21 protein-coding genes are annotated in these 17678 nt (G+C 31.7%); 11 read left to right on the top strand and 10 right to left on the bottom strand.

Annotated features, from left to right (window positions below; translation table 11 throughout):
- Positions 1 to 2: 2 nt before the first annotated feature.
- The 4 genes from FGF67_RS12590 to FGF67_RS12575 are packed head-to-tail and all read right to left on the bottom strand — an operon-like array spanning position 3 to position 3585.
- Positions 3 to 518: an IS1096 element passenger TnpR family protein gene (locus tag FGF67_RS12590; protein ID WP_139698102.1), complete on the bottom strand. Its 516-nt coding sequence runs from the start codon at positions 516 to 518 to the stop codon at positions 3 to 5.
- Positions 519 to 559: 41 nt separating this feature from the next.
- A complete protein-coding gene (locus FGF67_RS12585) occupies positions 560 to 1579 on the bottom strand; it encodes a COX15/CtaA family protein (protein ID WP_139698101.1) in 1020 nt (339 codons plus the stop codon).
- 6 nt (positions 1580 to 1585) lie between these two features.
- Positions 1586 to 3007 carry a CCA tRNA nucleotidyltransferase gene (locus FGF67_RS12580; protein ID WP_139698100.1) on the bottom strand — a complete coding sequence of 474 codons (1422 nt, stop codon included), beginning with the start codon at positions 3005 to 3007 and terminating at the stop codon, positions 1586 to 1588.
- Positions 3008 to 3024: 17 nt separating this feature from the next.
- A complete protein-coding gene (locus FGF67_RS12575; RefSeq protein WP_139698099.1) occupies positions 3025 to 3585 on the bottom strand; it encodes an L-threonylcarbamoyladenylate synthase in 561 nt (186 codons plus the stop codon).
- Positions 3586 to 3853: 268 nt separating this feature from the next.
- On the opposite strand from FGF67_RS12575, the gene FGF67_RS12570 reads away from it, so the two are divergent.
- Both FGF67_RS12570 and FGF67_RS12565 read left to right on the top strand, forming a co-directional pair.
- Positions 3854 to 4729: a polysaccharide pyruvyl transferase family protein gene (locus FGF67_RS12570; RefSeq protein ID WP_139698098.1), complete on the top strand. Its 876-nt coding sequence runs from the start codon at positions 3854 to 3856 to the stop codon at positions 4727 to 4729.
- A gap of 14 nt (positions 4730 to 4743) precedes the next feature.
- Positions 4744 to 5961 carry a glycosyltransferase gene (locus FGF67_RS12565; protein WP_233244077.1) on the top strand — a complete coding sequence of 406 codons (1218 nt, stop codon included), beginning with the start codon at positions 4744 to 4746 and terminating at the stop codon, positions 5959 to 5961.
- Between the two features lie 25 nt (positions 5962 to 5986).
- Here FGF67_RS12565 and FGF67_RS12560 read toward each other — a convergent pair whose 3' ends face one another.
- Together FGF67_RS12560 and FGF67_RS12555 are read right to left on the bottom strand one after the other, a co-directional pair.
- Positions 5987 to 6640, bottom strand: coding sequence for a class I SAM-dependent methyltransferase (locus FGF67_RS12560; protein WP_139698096.1), 654 nt, complete (start codon positions 6638 to 6640; stop codon positions 5987 to 5989).
- 40 nt (positions 6641 to 6680) lie between these two features.
- The gene (locus FGF67_RS12555; RefSeq protein ID WP_139698095.1) at positions 6681 to 7637 is read right to left on the bottom strand and encodes a hypothetical protein; all 957 of its coding nucleotides are present in this window, start codon (positions 7635 to 7637) and stop codon (positions 6681 to 6683) included.
- 104 nt (positions 7638 to 7741) lie between these two features.
- Here FGF67_RS12555 and FGF67_RS12550 point away from each other — a divergent pair, with 104 nt between their 5' ends.
- From FGF67_RS12550 to FGF67_RS12540, 3 genes are read left to right on the top strand one after another with little or no spacing between them, the layout of a single operon-like run.
- Positions 7742 to 8626: a hypothetical protein gene (locus FGF67_RS12550; protein WP_139698094.1), complete on the top strand. Its 885-nt coding sequence runs from the start codon at positions 7742 to 7744 to the stop codon at positions 8624 to 8626.
- Positions 8623 to 9423 (top strand): glycosyltransferase family 2 protein, encoded by an 801-nt coding sequence (locus FGF67_RS12545; protein WP_139698093.1) that lies wholly within the window; start codon positions 8623 to 8625, stop codon positions 9421 to 9423. The genes FGF67_RS12550 and FGF67_RS12545 overlap by 4 nt, the downstream gene beginning before the upstream one ends.
- Positions 9410 to 10177, top strand: a complete 768-nt coding sequence (locus FGF67_RS12540; protein ID WP_139698092.1) for a lipopolysaccharide kinase InaA family protein — start codon at positions 9410 to 9412, stop codon at positions 10175 to 10177. The genes FGF67_RS12545 and FGF67_RS12540 overlap by 14 nt, the downstream gene beginning before the upstream one ends.
- Here FGF67_RS12540 and FGF67_RS12535 read toward each other — a convergent pair.
- From FGF67_RS12535 to FGF67_RS12525, 3 genes are all read right to left on the bottom strand, one after another.
- Positions 10174 to 10932: a glycosyltransferase family 2 protein gene (locus tag FGF67_RS12535; protein ID WP_139698091.1), complete on the bottom strand. Its 759-nt coding sequence runs from the start codon at positions 10930 to 10932 to the stop codon at positions 10174 to 10176. The genes FGF67_RS12540 and FGF67_RS12535 overlap by 4 nt on opposite strands.
- On the bottom strand, positions 10932 to 11981 hold the full coding sequence (locus FGF67_RS12530) for a glycosyltransferase family 9 protein (RefSeq protein WP_139698090.1): 1050 nt from the start codon (positions 11979 to 11981) through the stop codon (positions 10932 to 10934). Before FGF67_RS12530 ends, FGF67_RS12535 begins: the two co-directional genes overlap by 1 nt.
- Positions 11982 to 12074: 93 nt before the next feature.
- On the bottom strand, positions 12075 to 12890 hold the full coding sequence (locus tag FGF67_RS12525) for a 2,3,4,5-tetrahydropyridine-2,6-dicarboxylate N-succinyltransferase (protein WP_139698089.1): 816 nt from the start codon (positions 12888 to 12890) through the stop codon (positions 12075 to 12077).
- Positions 12891 to 13215: 325 nt separating this feature from the next.
- On the opposite strand from FGF67_RS12525, the gene FGF67_RS12520 reads away from it, so the two are divergent.
- From FGF67_RS12520 to FGF67_RS12495, 6 genes are all read left to right on the top strand, one after another.
- The gene (locus FGF67_RS12520; RefSeq protein ID WP_139698088.1) at positions 13216 to 13494 is read left to right on the top strand and encodes a hypothetical protein; all 279 of its coding nucleotides are present in this window, start codon (positions 13216 to 13218) and stop codon (positions 13492 to 13494) included.
- Positions 13495 to 13584: 90 nt separating this feature from the next.
- A complete protein-coding gene (ruvX, locus tag FGF67_RS12515; protein WP_139698087.1) occupies positions 13585 to 13995 on the top strand; it encodes a Holliday junction resolvase RuvX in 411 nt (136 codons plus the stop codon).
- 402 nt (positions 13996 to 14397) lie between these two features.
- Complete coding sequence (locus FGF67_RS12510) at positions 14398 to 14646, top strand: T9SS type A sorting domain-containing protein (protein WP_139698086.1); 249 nt, start codon at positions 14398 to 14400, stop codon at positions 14644 to 14646.
- A gap of 124 nt (positions 14647 to 14770) precedes the next feature.
- On the top strand, positions 14771 to 15361 hold the full coding sequence (def, locus tag FGF67_RS12505) for a peptide deformylase (RefSeq protein ID WP_139698085.1): 591 nt from the start codon (positions 14771 to 14773) through the stop codon (positions 15359 to 15361).
- Positions 15362 to 15415: 54 nt separating this feature from the next.
- Positions 15416 to 15850 carry a DUF5606 family protein gene (locus FGF67_RS12500; protein ID WP_139698084.1) on the top strand — a complete coding sequence of 145 codons (435 nt, stop codon included), beginning with the start codon at positions 15416 to 15418 and terminating at the stop codon, positions 15848 to 15850.
- Between the two features lie 104 nt (positions 15851 to 15954).
- Positions 15955 to 16524: a TlpA family protein disulfide reductase gene (locus FGF67_RS12495; RefSeq protein ID WP_139698083.1), complete on the top strand. Its 570-nt coding sequence runs from the start codon at positions 15955 to 15957 to the stop codon at positions 16522 to 16524.
- On the opposite strand, the gene FGF67_RS12490 is transcribed toward FGF67_RS12495, so the two are convergent.
- Complete coding sequence (locus FGF67_RS12490; RefSeq protein ID WP_139698082.1) at positions 16521 to 17669, bottom strand: lycopene cyclase family protein; 1149 nt, start codon at positions 17667 to 17669, stop codon at positions 16521 to 16523. The two genes, FGF67_RS12495 and FGF67_RS12490, sit on opposite strands and share 4 nt — an antisense overlap.
- Positions 17670 to 17678: the final 9 nt, after the last annotated feature.

Below are 17678 nucleotides of genomic sequence, written 5' to 3'. Positions count from 1 at the left end.
ATTTAATTCCAGTGTTCATCAAAGCCTAAATTATCATAGTCATCAATGTCTAAACCATCTTCAAACTCATTGAAGTCGTCGTCAAAGTTATCAGACTCAAATAATTTTTCAGGAGCTGAGTCAGGCACTTGGCCTTTTACAAACATAAGGTTAGGGTAATCTAAGCCTTCGTTTTTATCTACAATTTCTGCTAATTCAACGTAAAATGTCCACATGTTTAAAAAGTCGTAGATATATATAAGCTTTGTTTGTGCTTCATGCACCACACAATCTAATGACGTTTCGTGCATTAAACGAGCTGAATTATCATCGCTTAAATCAAAAAGAGAAATTTCTTCGCCTTGCTCCCAAGCATCATTACTAATGTAAAAAGAAGCCATTTCAGAACCATCAAAACCAAAAGATTGCGTAATAATATTATGTAAATCTTCAAGCGTATCTGTTTCTAAGATTTCTAAATCTCTGAAGATATCCTCTTCAGTATCATTGTCTAAAATAACTCTAAATCTGTAAACCATTTAATGCATATAATTGAGGCACAAAGGTAGCTATTTTTAATTTATTTTGTAAAACGATGTAATGTAAAAGTCATAGCGCTCAACATTAAAAACGCACCTACTTGATGTGCTACACCCAACCATAGCGGTACGTGTAAAATTAAGGTAAATACCCCTAGACCAAATTGAAAAAATACTAAAATAACTAAAGCGTTTACGCTTTGTTTTTGGTACTTTGAAAGTGAAGTAGATTGCGCCTTTTTCCAAATTAAAAACACACAGGCCACTACGAGAAATGCCAAAATACGATGAACAAATTGTATACCACTAGGGTTTTCAATAAGGTTTTTATAAAAAGGTTCTAATACATAAACAGAAGGATGTATGAATTCACCATCATTCATTAAGGGCCAATGGTTATGCACTAAGCCAGCCTTTAGTCCTGCAATAAAAGCACCGTATATAATTTGTACAATTAAAATGATATAACTGATAATAATTATGTTTTTAATAGGTTTGTTTGCCGGTTTTTTATTGGGGAAAATGATATCTAAAGCCACCCAAAGCGTTGCTGCAAAAGTTAAAAAGGCGGTGGTTAAATGAGCTGCTAACCTATAATGGCTTACGTCGGGCATGTCTACCAAACCACTTTTAACCATATACCAACCTAAAAAGCCTTGAAAAGCCCCCAAACCAAGTAAAACTACACATTTCTTAATGGTGGGTTTTGTAAGTTGTTTTCTAATTAAGAAATAAATAAAAGGAATGATAAATACTAAGCCTATTGCTCTTCCAATAACACGATGAATCCACTCCCAGAAATAGATGCTCTTAAAATCTTCAATGCTAAAATGGCTATGGTAAAACTGGTATTCGGGGTGTTGTTTGTACAAATCAAACGCTTCTTGCCATTCTTGGTCACCAATAGGAGGTATGGTACCTGTTATTAAGCGGTAGTTGGATATAGATAAACCAGAATCTGTTAACCGGGTAATCCCACCCACAATAACCATAATAAAGATGAGAAAGCATCCTGTTAATAACCAGTACACTACAAATTTGTTATCCTTTTCTTTTTTCACAAAGCGTTATATTTCGGTTGGTGTTAGTCCTAGTTTTTTTCCTTTTTTTATCATGAGTGTGTGAGCAGCGTCATAATTGTTAGGAATTTCTCCTTCTAAAATGGCTTCTTTTATAGCTTCTTTAATAATACCAATCTCTTTTGAAGGTTTAAGGTTAAACGTTTTCATGATTTCTTCACCAGAAATTGGTGGTTGAAAATTTCTAACATGATCACGTTCCTCAACTTCTACAATTTTATCTCTAACAATTTTAAAATTATTATGATATTTTTTAAACTTCTTTGGATTTTTAGTTGTGATATCAGCCTCACACAACGTCATTAAATCATCTACGTAGTTACCAGCATCAAAAACCAAACGACGCACCGCAGAATCGGTTACAATATCTTGCGCTAATACAATGGGGCGTGAGCTCATTAAAACCATTTTTTGAACAAACTTCATTTTGTCATTCAAAGGCATTTTTAACCGTTTGAATAAACGGTACACCATTTTAGAGCCCTCAAACTCATGGCCATGGAAGGTCCATCCTATCTTTTTATTAAACTTTTTTGTTGGCGCCTTACCTATGTCATGCAGTAATGCCGCCCATCTTAACCATAAGTTATCTGTATTCTGTGCTATATTGTCTACAACCTCAAGGGTATGATAAAAGTTGTCTTTATGACGTTGGCCTTCTATTTCATCAATCCCTTTTAGGGCGGTTAATTCAGGTAAAATATGATGTAAAAGCCCTGTTTTTTCAAGTAGCAAGAACCCTGTAGAAGGTGTGTTACTTTCTAAAATTTTATTAAGTTCTGTAACAATACGTTCTTTTGAAATAATGGTAATACGCTTGTTATTATTCTTTATGGCATCAAGAGACGTTGATTCAATTTTAAAGTTTAATTGCGTTGCAAATCGTATAGCACGAAGCATTCTTAAGGGGTCATCAGAATATGTTATACCTGGACTTAAAGGTGTTCTGATGATTTTATTTTCAAGGTCATTCATACCTCCAAACGGATCAAGTAAGTCGCCAAACTGATTTTCGTTTAGGTTAAGAGCCAAGGCATTAATGGTAAAATCTCTACGGTTTTGGTCGTCTTCTAATGAGCCATTTTCAACGGCAGGATTTCTGCTATCTTCGGTATATGATTCTTTTCTTGCACCAACAAATTCAATTTCAATATCATCAAATTTAAGCATAGCTGTGCCATAGGTTTTAAATACCTGAACGTTGGGTTGGGTAGGCAGATTTTTAGCCACTTGTCGGGCTAATGTAATACCATTACCAATGGCCACAATATCAATGTCTTTGGCGTTTCTACGATTGAGAATAAAGTCGCGTACAAAGCCACCAATAACATAAGAATCTAGTTGTAATTCTTGAGCAGATTTAGATATGATTTTAAAAACAGGATGGCCTAATGCTTCTTTGAAATTCATTAATGCGTGTTGCGGTTTTATTCTCTAATAATTTTCACTAAGCCATTATTACTCAATTTAATAATTGAAGATGGCTTTGCGCAATTTTTTTCGTGGTGCAAATTTACAACATAGTCTACACCTTTTAAAACCTCTGGCGCTATTTCTTTAAATGATTTCGGGGTTGGTTGACCACTTATATTTGCGGAAGTGGATACAATGGCGCCGTTAAATTTTCTGCATAACCAATAGCAAAAGTCGTCATCCGGAATTCTTATGGCAATGGTGCCATCTGAAGCAATTAAATTATCAGCTAAATTTTGGGCGTCATCGTAAATGATAGTAGTTGGTTTGTTGGTAATCTCAATAATGTTTCTAGCGGCTTCAGGTATTTCTTTTACATACTTTTTTAGCATGCGGTCATCAGCCACCAAACATATTAATGCTTTGCTGTCTACACGATTTTTTAATTGATATACCTTTTTTATAGCCTTAGGGTTTGATGCATCACAGCCAATGCCCCAAACGGTATCTGTAGGATAAAGAATAAGTCCGCCTTGTTTTAAGGTATCAATAGCCTTTTTTAGTTCTGATTGCATTTTTTTATTGAATAATAGAATTCTTTTTTTTGCAAAATTACAATTTAATCTAGTGGATTTTATTAGTATATCTAAATGAAATTTAAAAAATGGAATTGTAACAAAAAGCTGTACAAATAGTTGAATTACTTAGCTGTTTTTTAAAAAGTAAACCAAATGAATACTAAAAAGATATGAGGTTCTCAGTGAGTATTATCAGTTAATAACATGTGTGGTAGTTCAATGAACCTATTTTTTGTTATACCTTTGAAAAATTAAATAAAATGGAATGCAATTAGTTTATTATAAATCAAAATCAGGAAATTTTGGAGATGATTTAAATATATGGATGTGGCCCCAGATTTTCGGATCAGATTTTTTACAAGAACATCAGGAGATTGCTTTTTTTGGAATAGGATCTATTCTAATGGAAGATTCTGTATTTATAGAACAAGCAAATACCTGTGAAAAAAAGGTTGTTTTTGGAACAGGCATTAGATCTATTAATGAAAATATAAAAATTGATGATTCTTGGCATATTTTCTTTTTAAGAGGCCCTTATAGCTCTTTAAAATTAAAAGGAAATTTAGATCATTACATAGCAGATGCGGCCTATTTTTTAACTTTGTTACCTCAATATAAATCATATATAAATACACCAAAAAAATATAAAATAAGCTTCATCCCTTATTTTATGTCTGTTGATAAAGTGGATTGGCAAAAAATTTGTGATGATTTATCTTGGAATTTGATTTTGCCAACAGACTTGAATAATGTAGAAGAATTTATTACAGAAATAGCAGCAAGTGAGCAAATTATAAGTGAGGCGATGCATGGAGCAATGATTGCAGATATAGTACGCGTACCTTGGGTGCGGTTTCGTTTTTATTCACATTTACACGAAGGAACAATGGTTTCTGAATGGAAATGGAATGATTGGTTGTTGTCTATAGGTTTTCATGAAAATAAAGAAATCAATATAGGACTTAGAAACAAAAAAAGTACCAGAGGGTTTATAAAGAAAAGAAAAGTTAAGTCCTTAATCTACAGCCAAACAAAGAATATTGATGAATCACTATTCCGATTATCCTCAGACGAAACACTTAATAATATAGTAAAGCAATTGAAATCTAAAAAGGAAGCGTTAATTCGTTTTATAGATTAATGTTTAAAAAGTTTATGAAAAAAAGATTAAAATTGATTCTTAGAAATAATCTATTGAAGCTTCAACTTAAAAAGCAAAATGTGGTTTTTGATTTTAATTCGATTAATTATAGAGAAAAAAGTATTTTAATCATAGATACCTATATTCCCAAATATAATGAAGATTCTGGATCAAAAAGATTACTTCAACTGATTAAGTTGATGCTAAACAATAACTTCTCTGTTTTTTTAATGGCTAATCAAAAAGAATATAAGCAGAAGGATGAATGTGTTGAGAGGTTTAAATCATTAGGTGTTAATGTTTATCAGCCAAGTTTGGATAAAGCGGATAACTTAATAACAAGAAATCAGTATATAAAAAACATCGCATCAAAACTAGATTATGCTTGGTTACATAGACCTGAAAATTTTGAAGCCTACCATTCGGTAATAAAAGACCTTAATAGTAAAGTGACCTTGATTTATGACATGGTAGATTTTCATTATTTAAGATTGATTAGAGAGTGGGAGCTAACAAAAAGCGATAAGCTTAAACAAAAAGCCGAAGCAATGTTAAAGTTGGAAATAGACAATTGTAAAGCTGCTGATAAAATTGTAGTTATATCAGAAAGGGATAAACATTCATTAGAAAGCTTTTACAAAGAGAATTCAAAAATGATTACCATAGGTAACCTCCATGAGTTTAAAAAGAAAACAAAAGCATTTAAAGAATTTTCAGAGAGAAAAAACTTGCTTTTTATTGGTGGGTTTAAACATAAACCTAATGTTGATGCTATTTTATGGCTAAAGAATGAAATAATGCCCTTAGTTTGGGAGGTAAATAAAGATATAAAAGTAGATATTGTGGGGAGTAATCCGCCACAAAAAATTATAAAATTAAACAGTGAAAATTTTAATGTGGTAGGTTATGTTGAAGATGTTTCAACATACTTTAACTCGGCAAAGTTGTTTGTAGCGCCATTACGGTATGGAGCAGGAATAAAAGGAAAAATAGGACAAAGTTTTGAATATAGTTTGCCTGTTGTAACTACCGATGTTGGTGCTGAAGGCTTTAATTTTGCTCCATTTTCAGAAGAAATGATAGCAAACAGCGCAGAGTTATTAGCCTCTAAAATATTAAAACTTTATGATGATGAAGCATTGTGGAGTTCTATCAGTAATCTGTCAGAACAGTTTATAGAGCCCTTTTCAAAACAACATATAGAAAATCAACTTAAAAAAGTTTTTGATTAAAGTTGAGGGGTTCTTGTGGATTAAATCAGACGGCTTGTGGTTTTTTAGCAACCGTAGCAAACTGTGTATATTTCATATCCATGGCAGTAAATAGTAAAGGGATGTTGTACAAATAAGGTTTAAGTGATTTACTAGGATTAATCCCCTCATGACTGACAACTTCATACCCTAGACTTTCATACATATTTTTAATACTTTTTTTGGTAAACCATCGTAAATGTGTTTTATCCATAATACCATGGTCTGTATAATTCCATTCGCCTTTAAATACTAGCATTTTAAGGATTCTAAAGTTTCTAACGTTAGGTATAGAGCTAATTACTATACCTCCTGCTTTTAACTTAGGTTTTAATCTTTTTAAAACATCATCGGGGTAAGTTAAATGTTCAAGAACATCATTAAAGAATATGGCGTCGAAATAATTATCAGGAAGCTCTTCAATAAAATTCTCACAAGGACCAATAAATACTTTGTCCAATATGTTTTTTGCTATCTTTCCTTCCTCAGGCATATATTCGATACCCCAAATTTCAGCATTATTATAGCCTTTTATTTGCCTAGCAAAAGCCCCTTGACCGCAACCCACTTCTAAAACATGTTTAGCTTCCCTAGGTAAATAGCCTAGCATTTCTGGTCTAGGAAAATTATAATAAGCGTCTGGTTTATTGTTGTAATCCATTATTTTGGCTTTTCATAATAAGTAATATTTAAGGTATAGGTTAATTTTTTTGTAAATCAAACACCTGTTCTACAAAATGGTCAACAGTAAATTTGTAATAGATGTTCTTCTCTAAAGGAATATATTCGGTTTTAAAAAATTGGGGATTAATGCTAAAATCATCGTCATTTAAAACTAGAATGTTATTAGCTTTATAAAACGCGTATTCTTTTACAGTATGGTTTGTAGTGATTATTTTTTTTTGATAGGCTAGGGCTTCAAAGATTCTAAAACTTAAACCATTGTGTCCTTTTCTAACTAAATCAAGCATCACTTTTGATCTGTTTAAGTATAAATTTAGCTGTGTCGTGTCAATATCATTATTACTGTGTTCAATGCCCTTGTATAAATTGCTTGGTCTTTTTTTAGAAACAACTATAAATTTATAGCTTACATTATTGTCATCAAGCTTTTTTGCCAACTTATTTAATTGTTTAATTCTTTGGTCTGGCGACATAACCATAAATAAATCATATTCAAAATCATGTCTAATATCTTGTTTATCTAAATAAATGTAGTTTGTGATGTGCTCAAAATTGTAGGTTTTTACATCTTCTAAATCAAAAGAAAAAATGCGATTAAAAACATCGTTTAAAAGATGGTTTATAGGAAAGCGTTTACAACTATCATAAATATAAGCAATATAGTTTTTAGTAAAACCTTTTATTGCTAAATGCGTAGGCTTATCAATTAAATCAGGCCTTATAACTAGAATATAATCCTGTTTTCCTATTTTTTCAAGTGTATTAAGAATATATTTTTGCCTGTTTATTTTTTTTTTATTCTTTTTTAAAAACGTTTTGGATAAAAAATTACCCAATTTTTCAAACACGCTTTTATACACATACTTGTATTTGCTTATATCAATATGGGTAGCATCTATTCCTTTCTTTTGTAATGTGTTTACAATATGGTGGTCGTAGTCCCAGTAATCAAAACTGATTAGGCAAATCCTCATTAATTAAGTTTTTAAAATCAAATTTAGTCTTTTTTTTGGTTTACCCAATGACCTTTAAATAGGTATTGTATATTTGTTTTTATTTTATTTGAATATTGAGATTTATGAATAAAATTCAAGTAGGCTTTTTGGTATCATACGATTATGAGTTGCTAAAAAATGCTATTCCGTTGGTTTATAAACAAGCCGACACAATTTATTTGGCTTTAGATAAGGATAGAAAAACGTGGAACGGGGAAACTATTGAAATAGCTGATAATTTTTTTGATTGGATAAGGGCTTACGATACCGATAAAAAGATTCATTTATACGAAGACCAATTTTATGTAAAAGATTTATCTACTATGCAATGCGAGGTGAGAGAACGTAAAATGTTGGCAAATAAAATGGGGATAGGTAATTGGATTATTCAACTAGACGCCGATGAATATTTTATAAATTTTAAACGATTTGTTACATACCTAAGAACTAAAACTAGGCTTTTGATAAATCCAGAGAAGCACCCAGTTCAAATTCAGCCATTTCATGTAAGTTTATATAAAAAAGTTGATGAAGGATATTTGTACGTAGATGAAGCTACAAAAACCGTGGTAGCAACCAATTACCCAGAGTATACTGTTGGTAGAAAAACAAAAGGTCAGGTTATATATTTTAATGCCTTAATACTTCATGAATGTTTAGCAAGAAACCGAGATGATTTGTTGCAAAAACTAACAAATTGGGGGCATAATAATGATTTTGATATAGAGGCATTTATGAAGAAATGGGATGGTGTTAATGAACACAATTATAAAGAAAAAGAGAATTTCTTTTTTTTAGAACCAGAGAAATGGAAATATCTGGACTTTGTAAAAGGGAAAAACTTCAAAGAATTATTTGATAATTTTAAAATAGAAAAGGAGCAAGGGCTCTATAAAACTAAGTTTTTTATCATAAAAAAGAACATAGGACAATTTTTTAGATACCATTTTAAAAAGAAATCATTTTGACATCTGCACTCATTATAACAACCTATAACTGGCCGGAAGCACTTGAACTCGTTTTAAAAAGTGTTAAATTACAAGAGGTTTTTCCTACTGAAGTTATTATCGCGGATGATGGTTCCTCCAGTGAAACAAAAGAATTGATTGAAGCTTTTGCAAAAGAGTTTCCAGTGCCTTTGAAGCATGTTTGGCATGAAGATAAGGGGTTTAGAAAATCTGGAATTTTGAATTTAGCAATTTCAAAAACTAAAGCAGATTATATAATTCAGCTAGATGGGGATTGTATAATGCATAAAAAATTTATTAAAGACCATTTGCAAAGTGTTGAATCAAATACGTATTTGTATGGTTCTAGAGTAAATGTTCAAGAAGATTTTTTATCAATATTGTTTAAAAAGAAAATAGTTAAGTTTTCTTATTTTTCAAAGGGTATAAAAAAACGGAATAGAAACCTTCATATACCATTTTTGGGAAGTTTAATATATAAGAAGAGCAATAAATTATCAAGAAAATTAAGAGGTTGTAATCTTTCTTATTGGAAATCAGATTTTATAAAAGTTAATGGCTATAATGAAAATATGACGGGTTGGGGTAGAGAAGATTCAGAACTCATCATTAGAATAATAAATAGTGGTATTTTAGGTAAGCGAATGAAATTTAAAGCCATTATCTATCATATTTGGCACAAAGAAAGTTCAAAAACAAAATTGAATATTAATGATACGATTCAGCAAAAGACCATTGAAGAGAGAAGGGTTTGGTGTGAAAACGGTATAGATAAATACTTAAATGAAAGGGAATAAGATTATACATAGTCGTTATAATAAGCACGAACTTTTTTTTGATGATATTATTGAAAATTTTGACACTAAAGGGGAAAACTTTGGTAATCAAGATAGAAATTCTTTAAAACTATTTCAGTTAGAGGATAAAACGGTTAATGTTAAGTCTTTTAGAGTGCCTAGTATTATTAATCAAATTGCGTATCGTTTTTTTAGAAAAAGTAAGGCACAACGGTCATATGAGTATGCCAACAAGCTAATGGATTTAAATATTGGAACCCCACTACCCATAGCATATTACGAGTTTAAAACCCTTTTTTTGTTTAAAAAGAGCTTTTACATCAGTGAGCAGTTAGATTGTGAATTAACCTATAGAGAACTCACAACAGATTTTAGTATTCCAAATTACCAAGCTATTCTCCGAGCATTTACCCGGTTTACATTTGAGCTGCATGAAAAAGGGGTTCATTTTTTAGATCATTCTCCAGGGAACACACTCATTCAATTAAATAACGGTGATTATAAATTTTATTTAGTTGATCTGAATAGGATGGAATTTAAGACCTTGGATTTTGAAACTAGAATAAAAAATTTTTCGCGTTTAACTACCCATAAATCTATGGTTGAAATAATGAGTGATGAATATGCTAAATGCTCTGGAGAAAACTTTAATGCAATTTTTGATTTGATGTGGGGTGAAACATTAGTTTTTCAAAAGAAATACCACCGAAAACAGCAGCTTAAAAAAAAAATAAAATTTTGGAAAAGGTACTAATTGTTTCGTTTAGTTAGCTCGTAAAGTTTTATATACTTCAAAAATGTTACATTAAAGGTCTGAATACAAATAATCAAACCATTCAATCCATCTAAAAATCCAAGTCTTAAAAAATAAGCTTTAAAAAATGCCCAAGAAGGCCTAAACACAATTTTAAATATAGAAGAATTAATACCCAATTTGTAATACGAATGAGCGGCAATCGTTGAAAACCGTTCAACTTTAAGGTTATGTTCTTGGTAGTCTCTGTAAATCCAGTGTAGTAAATCTCCTTTTAAATGTCCAGATTTAAGTCCTTTTTTTAAGGTGTAGCTGTCGTGAGGGTTAATACCTTTCCATTCGCCACTCCCTTTTTTGAATAGTCGAAGCTTTCGGTCGGGATACCAATCTGAGTGTTTTATCCATTGGCCACAATAATTGTTTAATCTATTGGAATAATATCCTTCAAATTGCCAATTTGCTTTTACTTTTAAAATAGAGTCTTTTAATGTTTCAGAAAGCGCTTCATCTCCATCTAAAGACAAAATATAATCATGTTTTGCTAACGAAAGTGCATAGTTTTTTTGTTCAATATAGCCATCAAAAATATGTTCAATAAATCTAACATTAAACTGTTTACATATTTCGGGAGTTTGGTCGGTTGAAAATGAATCAACTACTAAAATTTCATCTACTACACCAACTAAAGATTGTAAGCATTTTTCTAAATGTTCTTCTTCATTATAGGTTATTATAACGCCTGATATTTTTACCATTACAATGCTTTTAAAAACGTTTTTAGCTGGTTTGAGAATAATTCGGGTTTGAATAATTGATAAAGTTGAAGTGCTTCTTTTTTATATTGTTTTTCAGGTTTGGTATAGTACTCAGGATAATAGTCTTTTAAATGAACTCCAATATTTTTTTCTTCTTCAAAAAGACTCCAAGACGCTTTATCAATCCAAGGCGAAAATATTGAAAAGGTTTTTACTTTCATTGCCTTAGCCATATTTACCGCGCCACCTTCATTACCAATAAGCGCATCACAATGGTATGTGATGGCTAAAAATTGTCTTAAACTTTTTCCAAAGACATTAAAATATATTTGGTCTTTAGTTTTGGGTTTGCAAAGGTTGAATATGGTTTTGGCGTCTTCTGCTTGATTTGGAATATAATTAAACAGAAGCTGTGCTTTTGGTTGCTCTTCAACAATAGTATCAACCACATGTGCCATGAAGGCAAAAGGATAGGTTTTGTTTTTGGTACTACCTAAAACACTAATCATAAAAACTGGGAACTCAAGTTTAAGTTTATTTTGGGTTAAAAACAGAGCACTGTCTTTAATTTCTTGTTTGCTGAGGTATATTTTAGGTTGAAGAGGTTCAGCGTCAATATATAAGGGACATAAAAGTTTAAGCCTATGCGTAATGGCTAAGTTATTCGTTTTACTTTTCTTTTTACGTTTTACATTCTCATTATAAATCCAAGCCGTATAGAGTTTGTAATAGGATATTTTTATTTTGGCGCCAGAATATAAACTGATTATATTACTTGAAAGTTTTGAATACACATCAATAACAACATCATATTGTTGTGCTTTTATCTTTTTAGCAAGTACGAATAAGCCATGTTTGATTTGTTCTTCCTTTTTTGTGAAGAAAATAAAATTATCAATAAAAGGATTGTTTTCTACTACAGGATAGGTGTAGTCGTTTATCAAATAATCTAATTGAGCTTTTGGATATTCATGACGAAGTACTTCAAACAGAATACTGCTTGTAAGCACATCGCCAATCATTTTTTGTTGTATAACCAGTATTTTCACTCGATAATCGAGATTTTAATATTTATAAACTAGTAGTTTAAAAGCCTAAGTGTCTTTTGATGTAAAAATATCCTAAAAACTATGTCTTGTGGTTTACACAGCTACATCATGTTCACGAAGCGCATCGTTAAGTGATGTTTTTTTATTGGTACTTTCTTTACGTTTTCCAATGATTAAGGCACAAGGCACGTTGAAGGTTCCAGAAGGAAATTCTTTAGCATAACTACCAGGAATGACTACTGAACGTGCTGGTACAACACCGCGGTATTCCATAGGTTTATCACCAGTTACATCAATAATTTTTGTGCTCATAGTTAGGGTAACTCCTGCACCTAAAACAGCTTCAGTTTCAACGCGAACGCCTTCCACTACAATACATCGGCTTCCAATAAACGCGTTGTCTTCAATGATAACAGGGGCTGCTTGCAGGGGTTCAAGAACACCGCCTATACCAACACCGCCTGATAAATGTACATTTTTACCTATTTGAGCACAGCTTCCTACCGTAGCCCAAGTGTCAACCATAGTACCTTCGTCTACATAGGCACCAATATTTACATAGCTAGGCATTAAAATAGTTCCGCTAGAAATATAAGCACCATGTCTTGCTACGGCATGAGGTACTACACGAATACCTTTTTCTTGATAGCCTCTTTTTAAAGGTATTTTATCATGAAACTCTAGTGGACCACACTCAATAGTTTCCATTTTTTGCGTAGGAAAGTACAATACCACTGCTTTTTTTACCCACTCGTTAACTTGCCAACCACCTTCAATAGGTTCAGCAACTCTTAATTCTCCTTTGTCTAATAAATCTACTACCTCTTTTATGGCAGCTATTGTTTTTTCGTCATTTAATAACGCACGGTTATTCCAAGCGTCTTCTATGATTTGTTGTAATTCAGTCATTGGTATTAATATTTTCAGCAAATATACTAGCTATACTTGAAATAGGCGATGAAATGAAAAAAATTATAAGGTGGTTTCTATGAAACATTGATAATGTTTAAAGTGCTTTTTATGGAATGAAAACAGCAGTTAAACTTTTTGTCTTGCTTGAAATAGGTTGAAATGCACAAAATAAAGCTTTTAGTCGGTAAAACATGTGTTTTAACTATTTATCGGTTAAAAATAACTGCTTCTCTAATAATCGAAAATTCTGTTTTGTACAACTAATTTTTTGCGTGCCAGGCTTAGAGTGAACCTATATTTGAATCATCAAACAATAACAACCATGAAAACAAATTTCTACTTATTATTAATTTTCTTATTAGCGTTCTCTTTTGGAAATGCTCAAAGTGATGATTCTAAAGTAAGTGTAGAAACTGTTAAGGTAATTTCAAACGAGACGCCTAACCAGATAAATGAAAGTGAATTATTGATTGATGCTACAGAACTAAAAGCAAATATTGCTAAAATAAATAGTGATATTAGAATTTATTTAAACCGTCAGAGAAAAGCAGGTAACATTAGTTTTGTATTCCCAAAGATTAATAAAGCGGTTAAGGCTTAATTCAAATATTAATAATTTAAGGTTTAAACAAGAGGGCTGTCAGTATTGATAGCCCTCTTTATTTTGTTACATTTGTGCCAAAAGAAACTAATGGCGCGTATTCTAGCAATAGATTTTGGAACCAAACGAACGGGAATAGCAGTAACTGATGAGTTACAAATTATAGCCTCAGGGTTAACCACTGTTGACACTAAAGAGCTCATTCCTTTTTTAGATGAATATGTGAAGAAAGAAAATGTAGAACTTTTTTTAGTAGGGGAACCAAAGCAAATGGACAATTCGGCGTCTGAAAGCGAAGTTCATATTCAAGCCTTCTTAGAAAAATTACATAAAAAAATCCCCAGTATTCTTATAAAACGTGTAGATGAGCGTTTTACTTCAAAAATAGCCTTTCAAACTATGATTGCTAGTGGTTTGAATAAAAAACAACGTAAAAACAAGGCACTTGTAGATGAGATAAGTGCGACATTGATTTTACAAAGTTATTTGTATTCTAAGTAGTTGTGGAAAAATAAGTCAGACTTTGTAGGAAATTCTTAAATTTATATCTGAAATCAATAACCAATGATATGAAACAAATTTACTTATTAGACTTTACTCTACTTTTTTCTTTAGCACAAGTTTTTGCAGACCAGTGCCTAAATTCTGGAACAACGTCTTCAAATGGTAATTAAATTATATGCAACCTTTTGAGCATGTTATGATAGGCCAAGTGTAATTACTGTAAATAATACTACTACGGATTTTATTTTAGATGCCTTTTCTTGCTTAACAAAAGTTTCTGTATATAATAAAGAAGAGACTTCTGGCCCTGCCATTACAGGTCAATATTTTACAGTCGCCTCTGGTTTTGATTCTACTTGTGAGTATTCTTTAGGAACATTGCCAACAGAAGAATTTAGCATGATAAAGGAAGAATTTAAAGTGTTTGCAAATGCGGTAAATGGAAATGAAATGAATCTGTCTTTTGAAATTGCTACTTCAGTGGACATTGAACCATATGCTATTACTGGCAAGTTTGTGTTTAAAACATCATCTAAAAATACCTTTTCTAAAATTATAAATGTTGGTGGATTACCCAATGGTATTTACATGATAAAAATAAATAAAGGTAATAATGCTTTAACAAGAAAAGTGGTTATACTTAAATAAAAGGTATTCGCTCAAACTATCAACTCCTTTATGTATATATTAGATAGAGGAGTTTTTTATTCTCAAAAAGAGACATAAAATATCACATAGAATTGTATTTTTGCACAATTAATTTTGTTTCCAGATGATTTTACCCATAGTAGCCTACGGAGATCCGGTATTAAAGAAGAAAGCTGAACCCATTACAAAAGACTATCCTAAGTTCGATGCGTTGTTACAGAATATGTTTGAAACCATGTACAATGCTTATGGGGTAGGGTTGGCTGCTCCACAAGTTGGATTACCTATTAGAATGTTTTTAGTAGACACATCGCCATTTGCAGAAGATGAAGATTTACCAGCCGATGAACAAAAAGCTTTAGGCGATTTTAAACGTGTTTTTATTAATGCGCAAATTCTAGAGGAAGAAGGCGATGAATGGGCGTTTAACGAAGGGTGTTTAAGCATACCTGATGTTAGGGAAGATGTGTTTAGAAAACCAAAGGTTACTATAGAGTATCTCGATGAGCATTTTCAGCCACATACAGAAACGTTCGATGGCTTGATTGCTCGGGTTATTCAACATGAGTACGATCATATAGAAGGGATTTTATTTATTGATAAACTTTCTAGCTTAAAAAAAAGATTAATAAAAGGAAGGCTGGCAAATATATCAAAAGGAAAGATAAACGTAGATTATAGAATGCGTTTTCCAAACCAAAAAAAGAAACGATAATACTTGCAAGACAGTATTAAACAGATGATATTTGCGCTTTTGAAAATATAAAATATGAGTTTAGATAAAGTAATTTCAATTTCAGGAAAACCAGGTTTATATAAGTTAGTCACGCAAACCAGAGGTGGGTTTGTTGCAGAATCTTTGCTTGATAGCAAACGTGTATCTGTGAGTGTTCAAAATAATGTGAGTATGTTAAGTGAAATTGCTATATATACCTTAGCAGAAGAAGTGCCGTTGAAAGAAGTATTTCAAAAAATTAAAGAAAAGGAAAACGGAGAGCCTGCATCTGTAAAGCCAAAAGATAGTAAGGATAAACTGGAAGAATATTTCTTTGAAGTGCTGCCTGATTATGATGAGGATAGAGTGTATCCTAGTGATATAAAAAAGGTTATTCAATGGTATAACCTTTTACAAAAACATAATATGTTAGAGGGTTTAACCGATGATGAAAATACGGTTACTGAAGCCTCTGATGAAGAGGAATAAAAATAAGTGCATACTTATAATTACTAAACCTCTCAACTGTGAGAGGTTTTTTTGTAGGTTTAGGTGGTTGTTTAAATGTAATACCATGCTTTAAATTTGTATTCATGAAGATATCAAAAGCTCAACTTAAGAATGTTACTTTTTTAGTCATAATAGTCCTATTGTTGATTCCAAAAACAAGACAGTCTATTCAAATTTTATTAAATAAGGGTTTGGCACTTATAGCACCTTCGGTTGAGAAGGATTCAAATCAAAAAATGTTGTCTGAGACAGATTATCTTTGGAATTTACAATCGACTTCAGGCGCGCTGTTACATTTTGATGATTTAAAAGGTAAAGTTATTTTGGTGAATTTTTGGGCTACATGGTGTCCGCCATGTATTGCTGAGATGCCTAGCTTAGAAGCCTTATTTCAAGATTATAAAAACGAGGTAGCGTTTGTTTTTGTTTCTAATGAAACCCATGAAACGACAAAGACTTTTTTAAATGATAAAAATTATTCTTTTCCATCTTTTGTACCTTTAACAGAATACCCGAAACTTTTCAATGTGTCGAGTATCCCTAGAACTTTTTTAATTGATAAGTCTGGTCATATAGTCATTGATAAAACTGGGGCTGCCAATTGGGATAGTGACAAGGTGAAACAAACTATTGAAAATTTATTAGCCAATTAAAGAGTTTTAAAAAAGGCTTTTATAAAACTGAAAGAGAACAACGACCACATGATTTGGAGGTCTTCAAAAAAGGTGGATTCTTCATCAAGAAATTTAAACATGGTTTGTACGTTGTTTTTTTTATAAAATTGATAAAAAATCCATTCGCCTTTTTCGTTTTCGTCCTGTAAAACTTTAAGAAATATTTTATCATAGAACTTAAACCGTTTTTTTGAAAGTTTATAAGTTGGTAAACGGTTTGCTTTTATGTTCTCAATAATTCGATGTGCCTTTTTTTCGGTGTGTTTAAAAGCATAGCCTGTAGAGCCTTTTACCCAACCTCCAGCGGTTCCAATTTTTGTGATACGAAGGGTATTGAGTTTTTCAAAAGGATAATCGGTCATAGGTATTTGTCCTATTTCAGTTTCAACGATAGTGTAGGAATCAATGTTCAAGTAATTGGTAATATATTGGGCAATATATTCGTCATAAACTGATGCTTCAACCGTTTCTTTTGTGAAATAAGTAAACTCTATTAAGGCTTCATTTTTTGAAAACGGCAAAACATAAGTGAAGGTGGTTTGGTTGCCATCTTTTAATCTAAAGTCCATCATAGTCATACAATGGTTGTCAAAAACATTGGTATTACACCTTATAACCCAACCTTTAAAGTGTTGAATGATGGAACTATGTTTAGAGGTATTTATGTTAAAGGTGTCAGGAATACGGCTGTCAAACACATGATGAGCGGTATAGGTGTTTTTATCTGTTGTGACCTTTACGTATTCTAATTCTGAAGTGTTAGTAACTGTTTCGTGATGAACTATAAAGTTTTTTTTGTTGTTTAGAATTTGTTTGGCATAGCTGTAAAAATCAATAGATTTAATGGTTTTGTAACAATAAGGTACAAGGTTGAGTGTTATGGAGTCCTTAGAGGTTATTATGGATGCTTTTTGCCACGACTTGAAAACTAAATCATCCCAAAAACTAGGTTGTTTTTCCCAAAAACTCCAGGTTTTGTCATTTTTAGTTTTTTTAGAAGGGTCTATAAGTGCTATTTTTTTATCAGAAAAAAAACTATCAGAAGCCATTTTTAAAGCGAGCTGAAATCCTGCTAATCCACTTCCTATAATGATATAGTCAAAATGGGAGGTGTCACGAGTCATACGTATCTG

Origin of the sequence: Allotamlana fucoidanivorans, from assembly GCF_006265225.1 — a bacterium.
Classification (GTDB): Bacteria; Bacteroidota; Bacteroidia; order Flavobacteriales; family Flavobacteriaceae; genus Allotamlana; species Allotamlana fucoidanivorans.
The sequence above is the reverse complement of the archived record's forward strand: the minus strand, read 5'-3'. Positions and strand labels throughout refer to the sequence as shown.

Bases quoted from the DNA above. Each gene is read 5' to 3' on its own strand.
- FGF67_RS12590 (WP_139698102.1), bottom strand. From the start codon at position 518: ATGGTTTACAGATTTAGAGTTATTTTAGACAATGATACTGAAGAGGAT.
- FGF67_RS12580 (WP_139698100.1), bottom strand. From the start codon at position 3,007: ATGAATTTCAAAGAAGCATTAGGCCATCCTGTTTTTAAAATCATATCT.
- FGF67_RS12575 (WP_139698099.1), bottom strand. From the start codon at position 3,585: ATGCAATCAGAACTAAAAAAGGCTATTGATACCTTAAAACAAGGCGGA.
- FGF67_RS12570 (WP_139698098.1), top strand. From the start codon at position 3,854: ATGCAATTAGTTTATTATAAATCAAAATCAGGAAATTTTGGAGATGAT.
- FGF67_RS12565 (WP_233244077.1), top strand. From the start codon at position 4,744: ATGAAAAAAAGATTAAAATTGATTCTTAGAAATAATCTATTGAAGCTT.
- FGF67_RS12560 (WP_139698096.1), bottom strand. From the start codon at position 6,640: ATGGATTACAACAATAAACCAGACGCTTATTATAATTTTCCTAGACCA.
- FGF67_RS12555 (WP_139698095.1), bottom strand. From the start codon at position 7,637: ATGAGGATTTGCCTAATCAGTTTTGATTACTGGGACTACGACCACCAT.
- FGF67_RS12550 (WP_139698094.1), top strand. From the start codon at position 7,742: ATGAATAAAATTCAAGTAGGCTTTTTGGTATCATACGATTATGAGTTG.
- FGF67_RS12540 (WP_139698092.1), top strand. From the start codon at position 9,410: ATGAAAGGGAATAAGATTATACATAGTCGTTATAATAAGCACGAACTT.
- FGF67_RS12535 (WP_139698091.1), bottom strand. From the start codon at position 10,932: ATGGTAAAAATATCAGGCGTTATAATAACCTATAATGAAGAAGAACAT.
- FGF67_RS12525 (WP_139698089.1), bottom strand. From the start codon at position 12,890: ATGACTGAATTACAACAAATCATAGAAGACGCTTGGAATAACCGTGCG.
- FGF67_RS12520 (WP_139698088.1), top strand. From the start codon at position 13,216: ATGAAAACAAATTTCTACTTATTATTAATTTTCTTATTAGCGTTCTCT.
- ruvX (WP_139698087.1), top strand. From the start codon at position 13,585: ATGGCGCGTATTCTAGCAATAGATTTTGGAACCAAACGAACGGGAATA.
- FGF67_RS12510 (WP_139698086.1), top strand. From the start codon at position 14,398: ATGATAAAGGAAGAATTTAAAGTGTTTGCAAATGCGGTAAATGGAAAT.
- def (WP_139698085.1), top strand. From the start codon at position 14,771: ATGATTTTACCCATAGTAGCCTACGGAGATCCGGTATTAAAGAAGAAA.
- FGF67_RS12500 (WP_139698084.1), top strand. From the start codon at position 15,416: ATGAGTTTAGATAAAGTAATTTCAATTTCAGGAAAACCAGGTTTATAT.
- FGF67_RS12495 (WP_139698083.1), top strand. From the start codon at position 15,955: ATGAAGATATCAAAAGCTCAACTTAAGAATGTTACTTTTTTAGTCATA.
- FGF67_RS12490 (WP_139698082.1), bottom strand. From the start codon at position 17,669: ATGACTCGTGACACCTCCCATTTTGACTATATCATTATAGGAAGTGGA.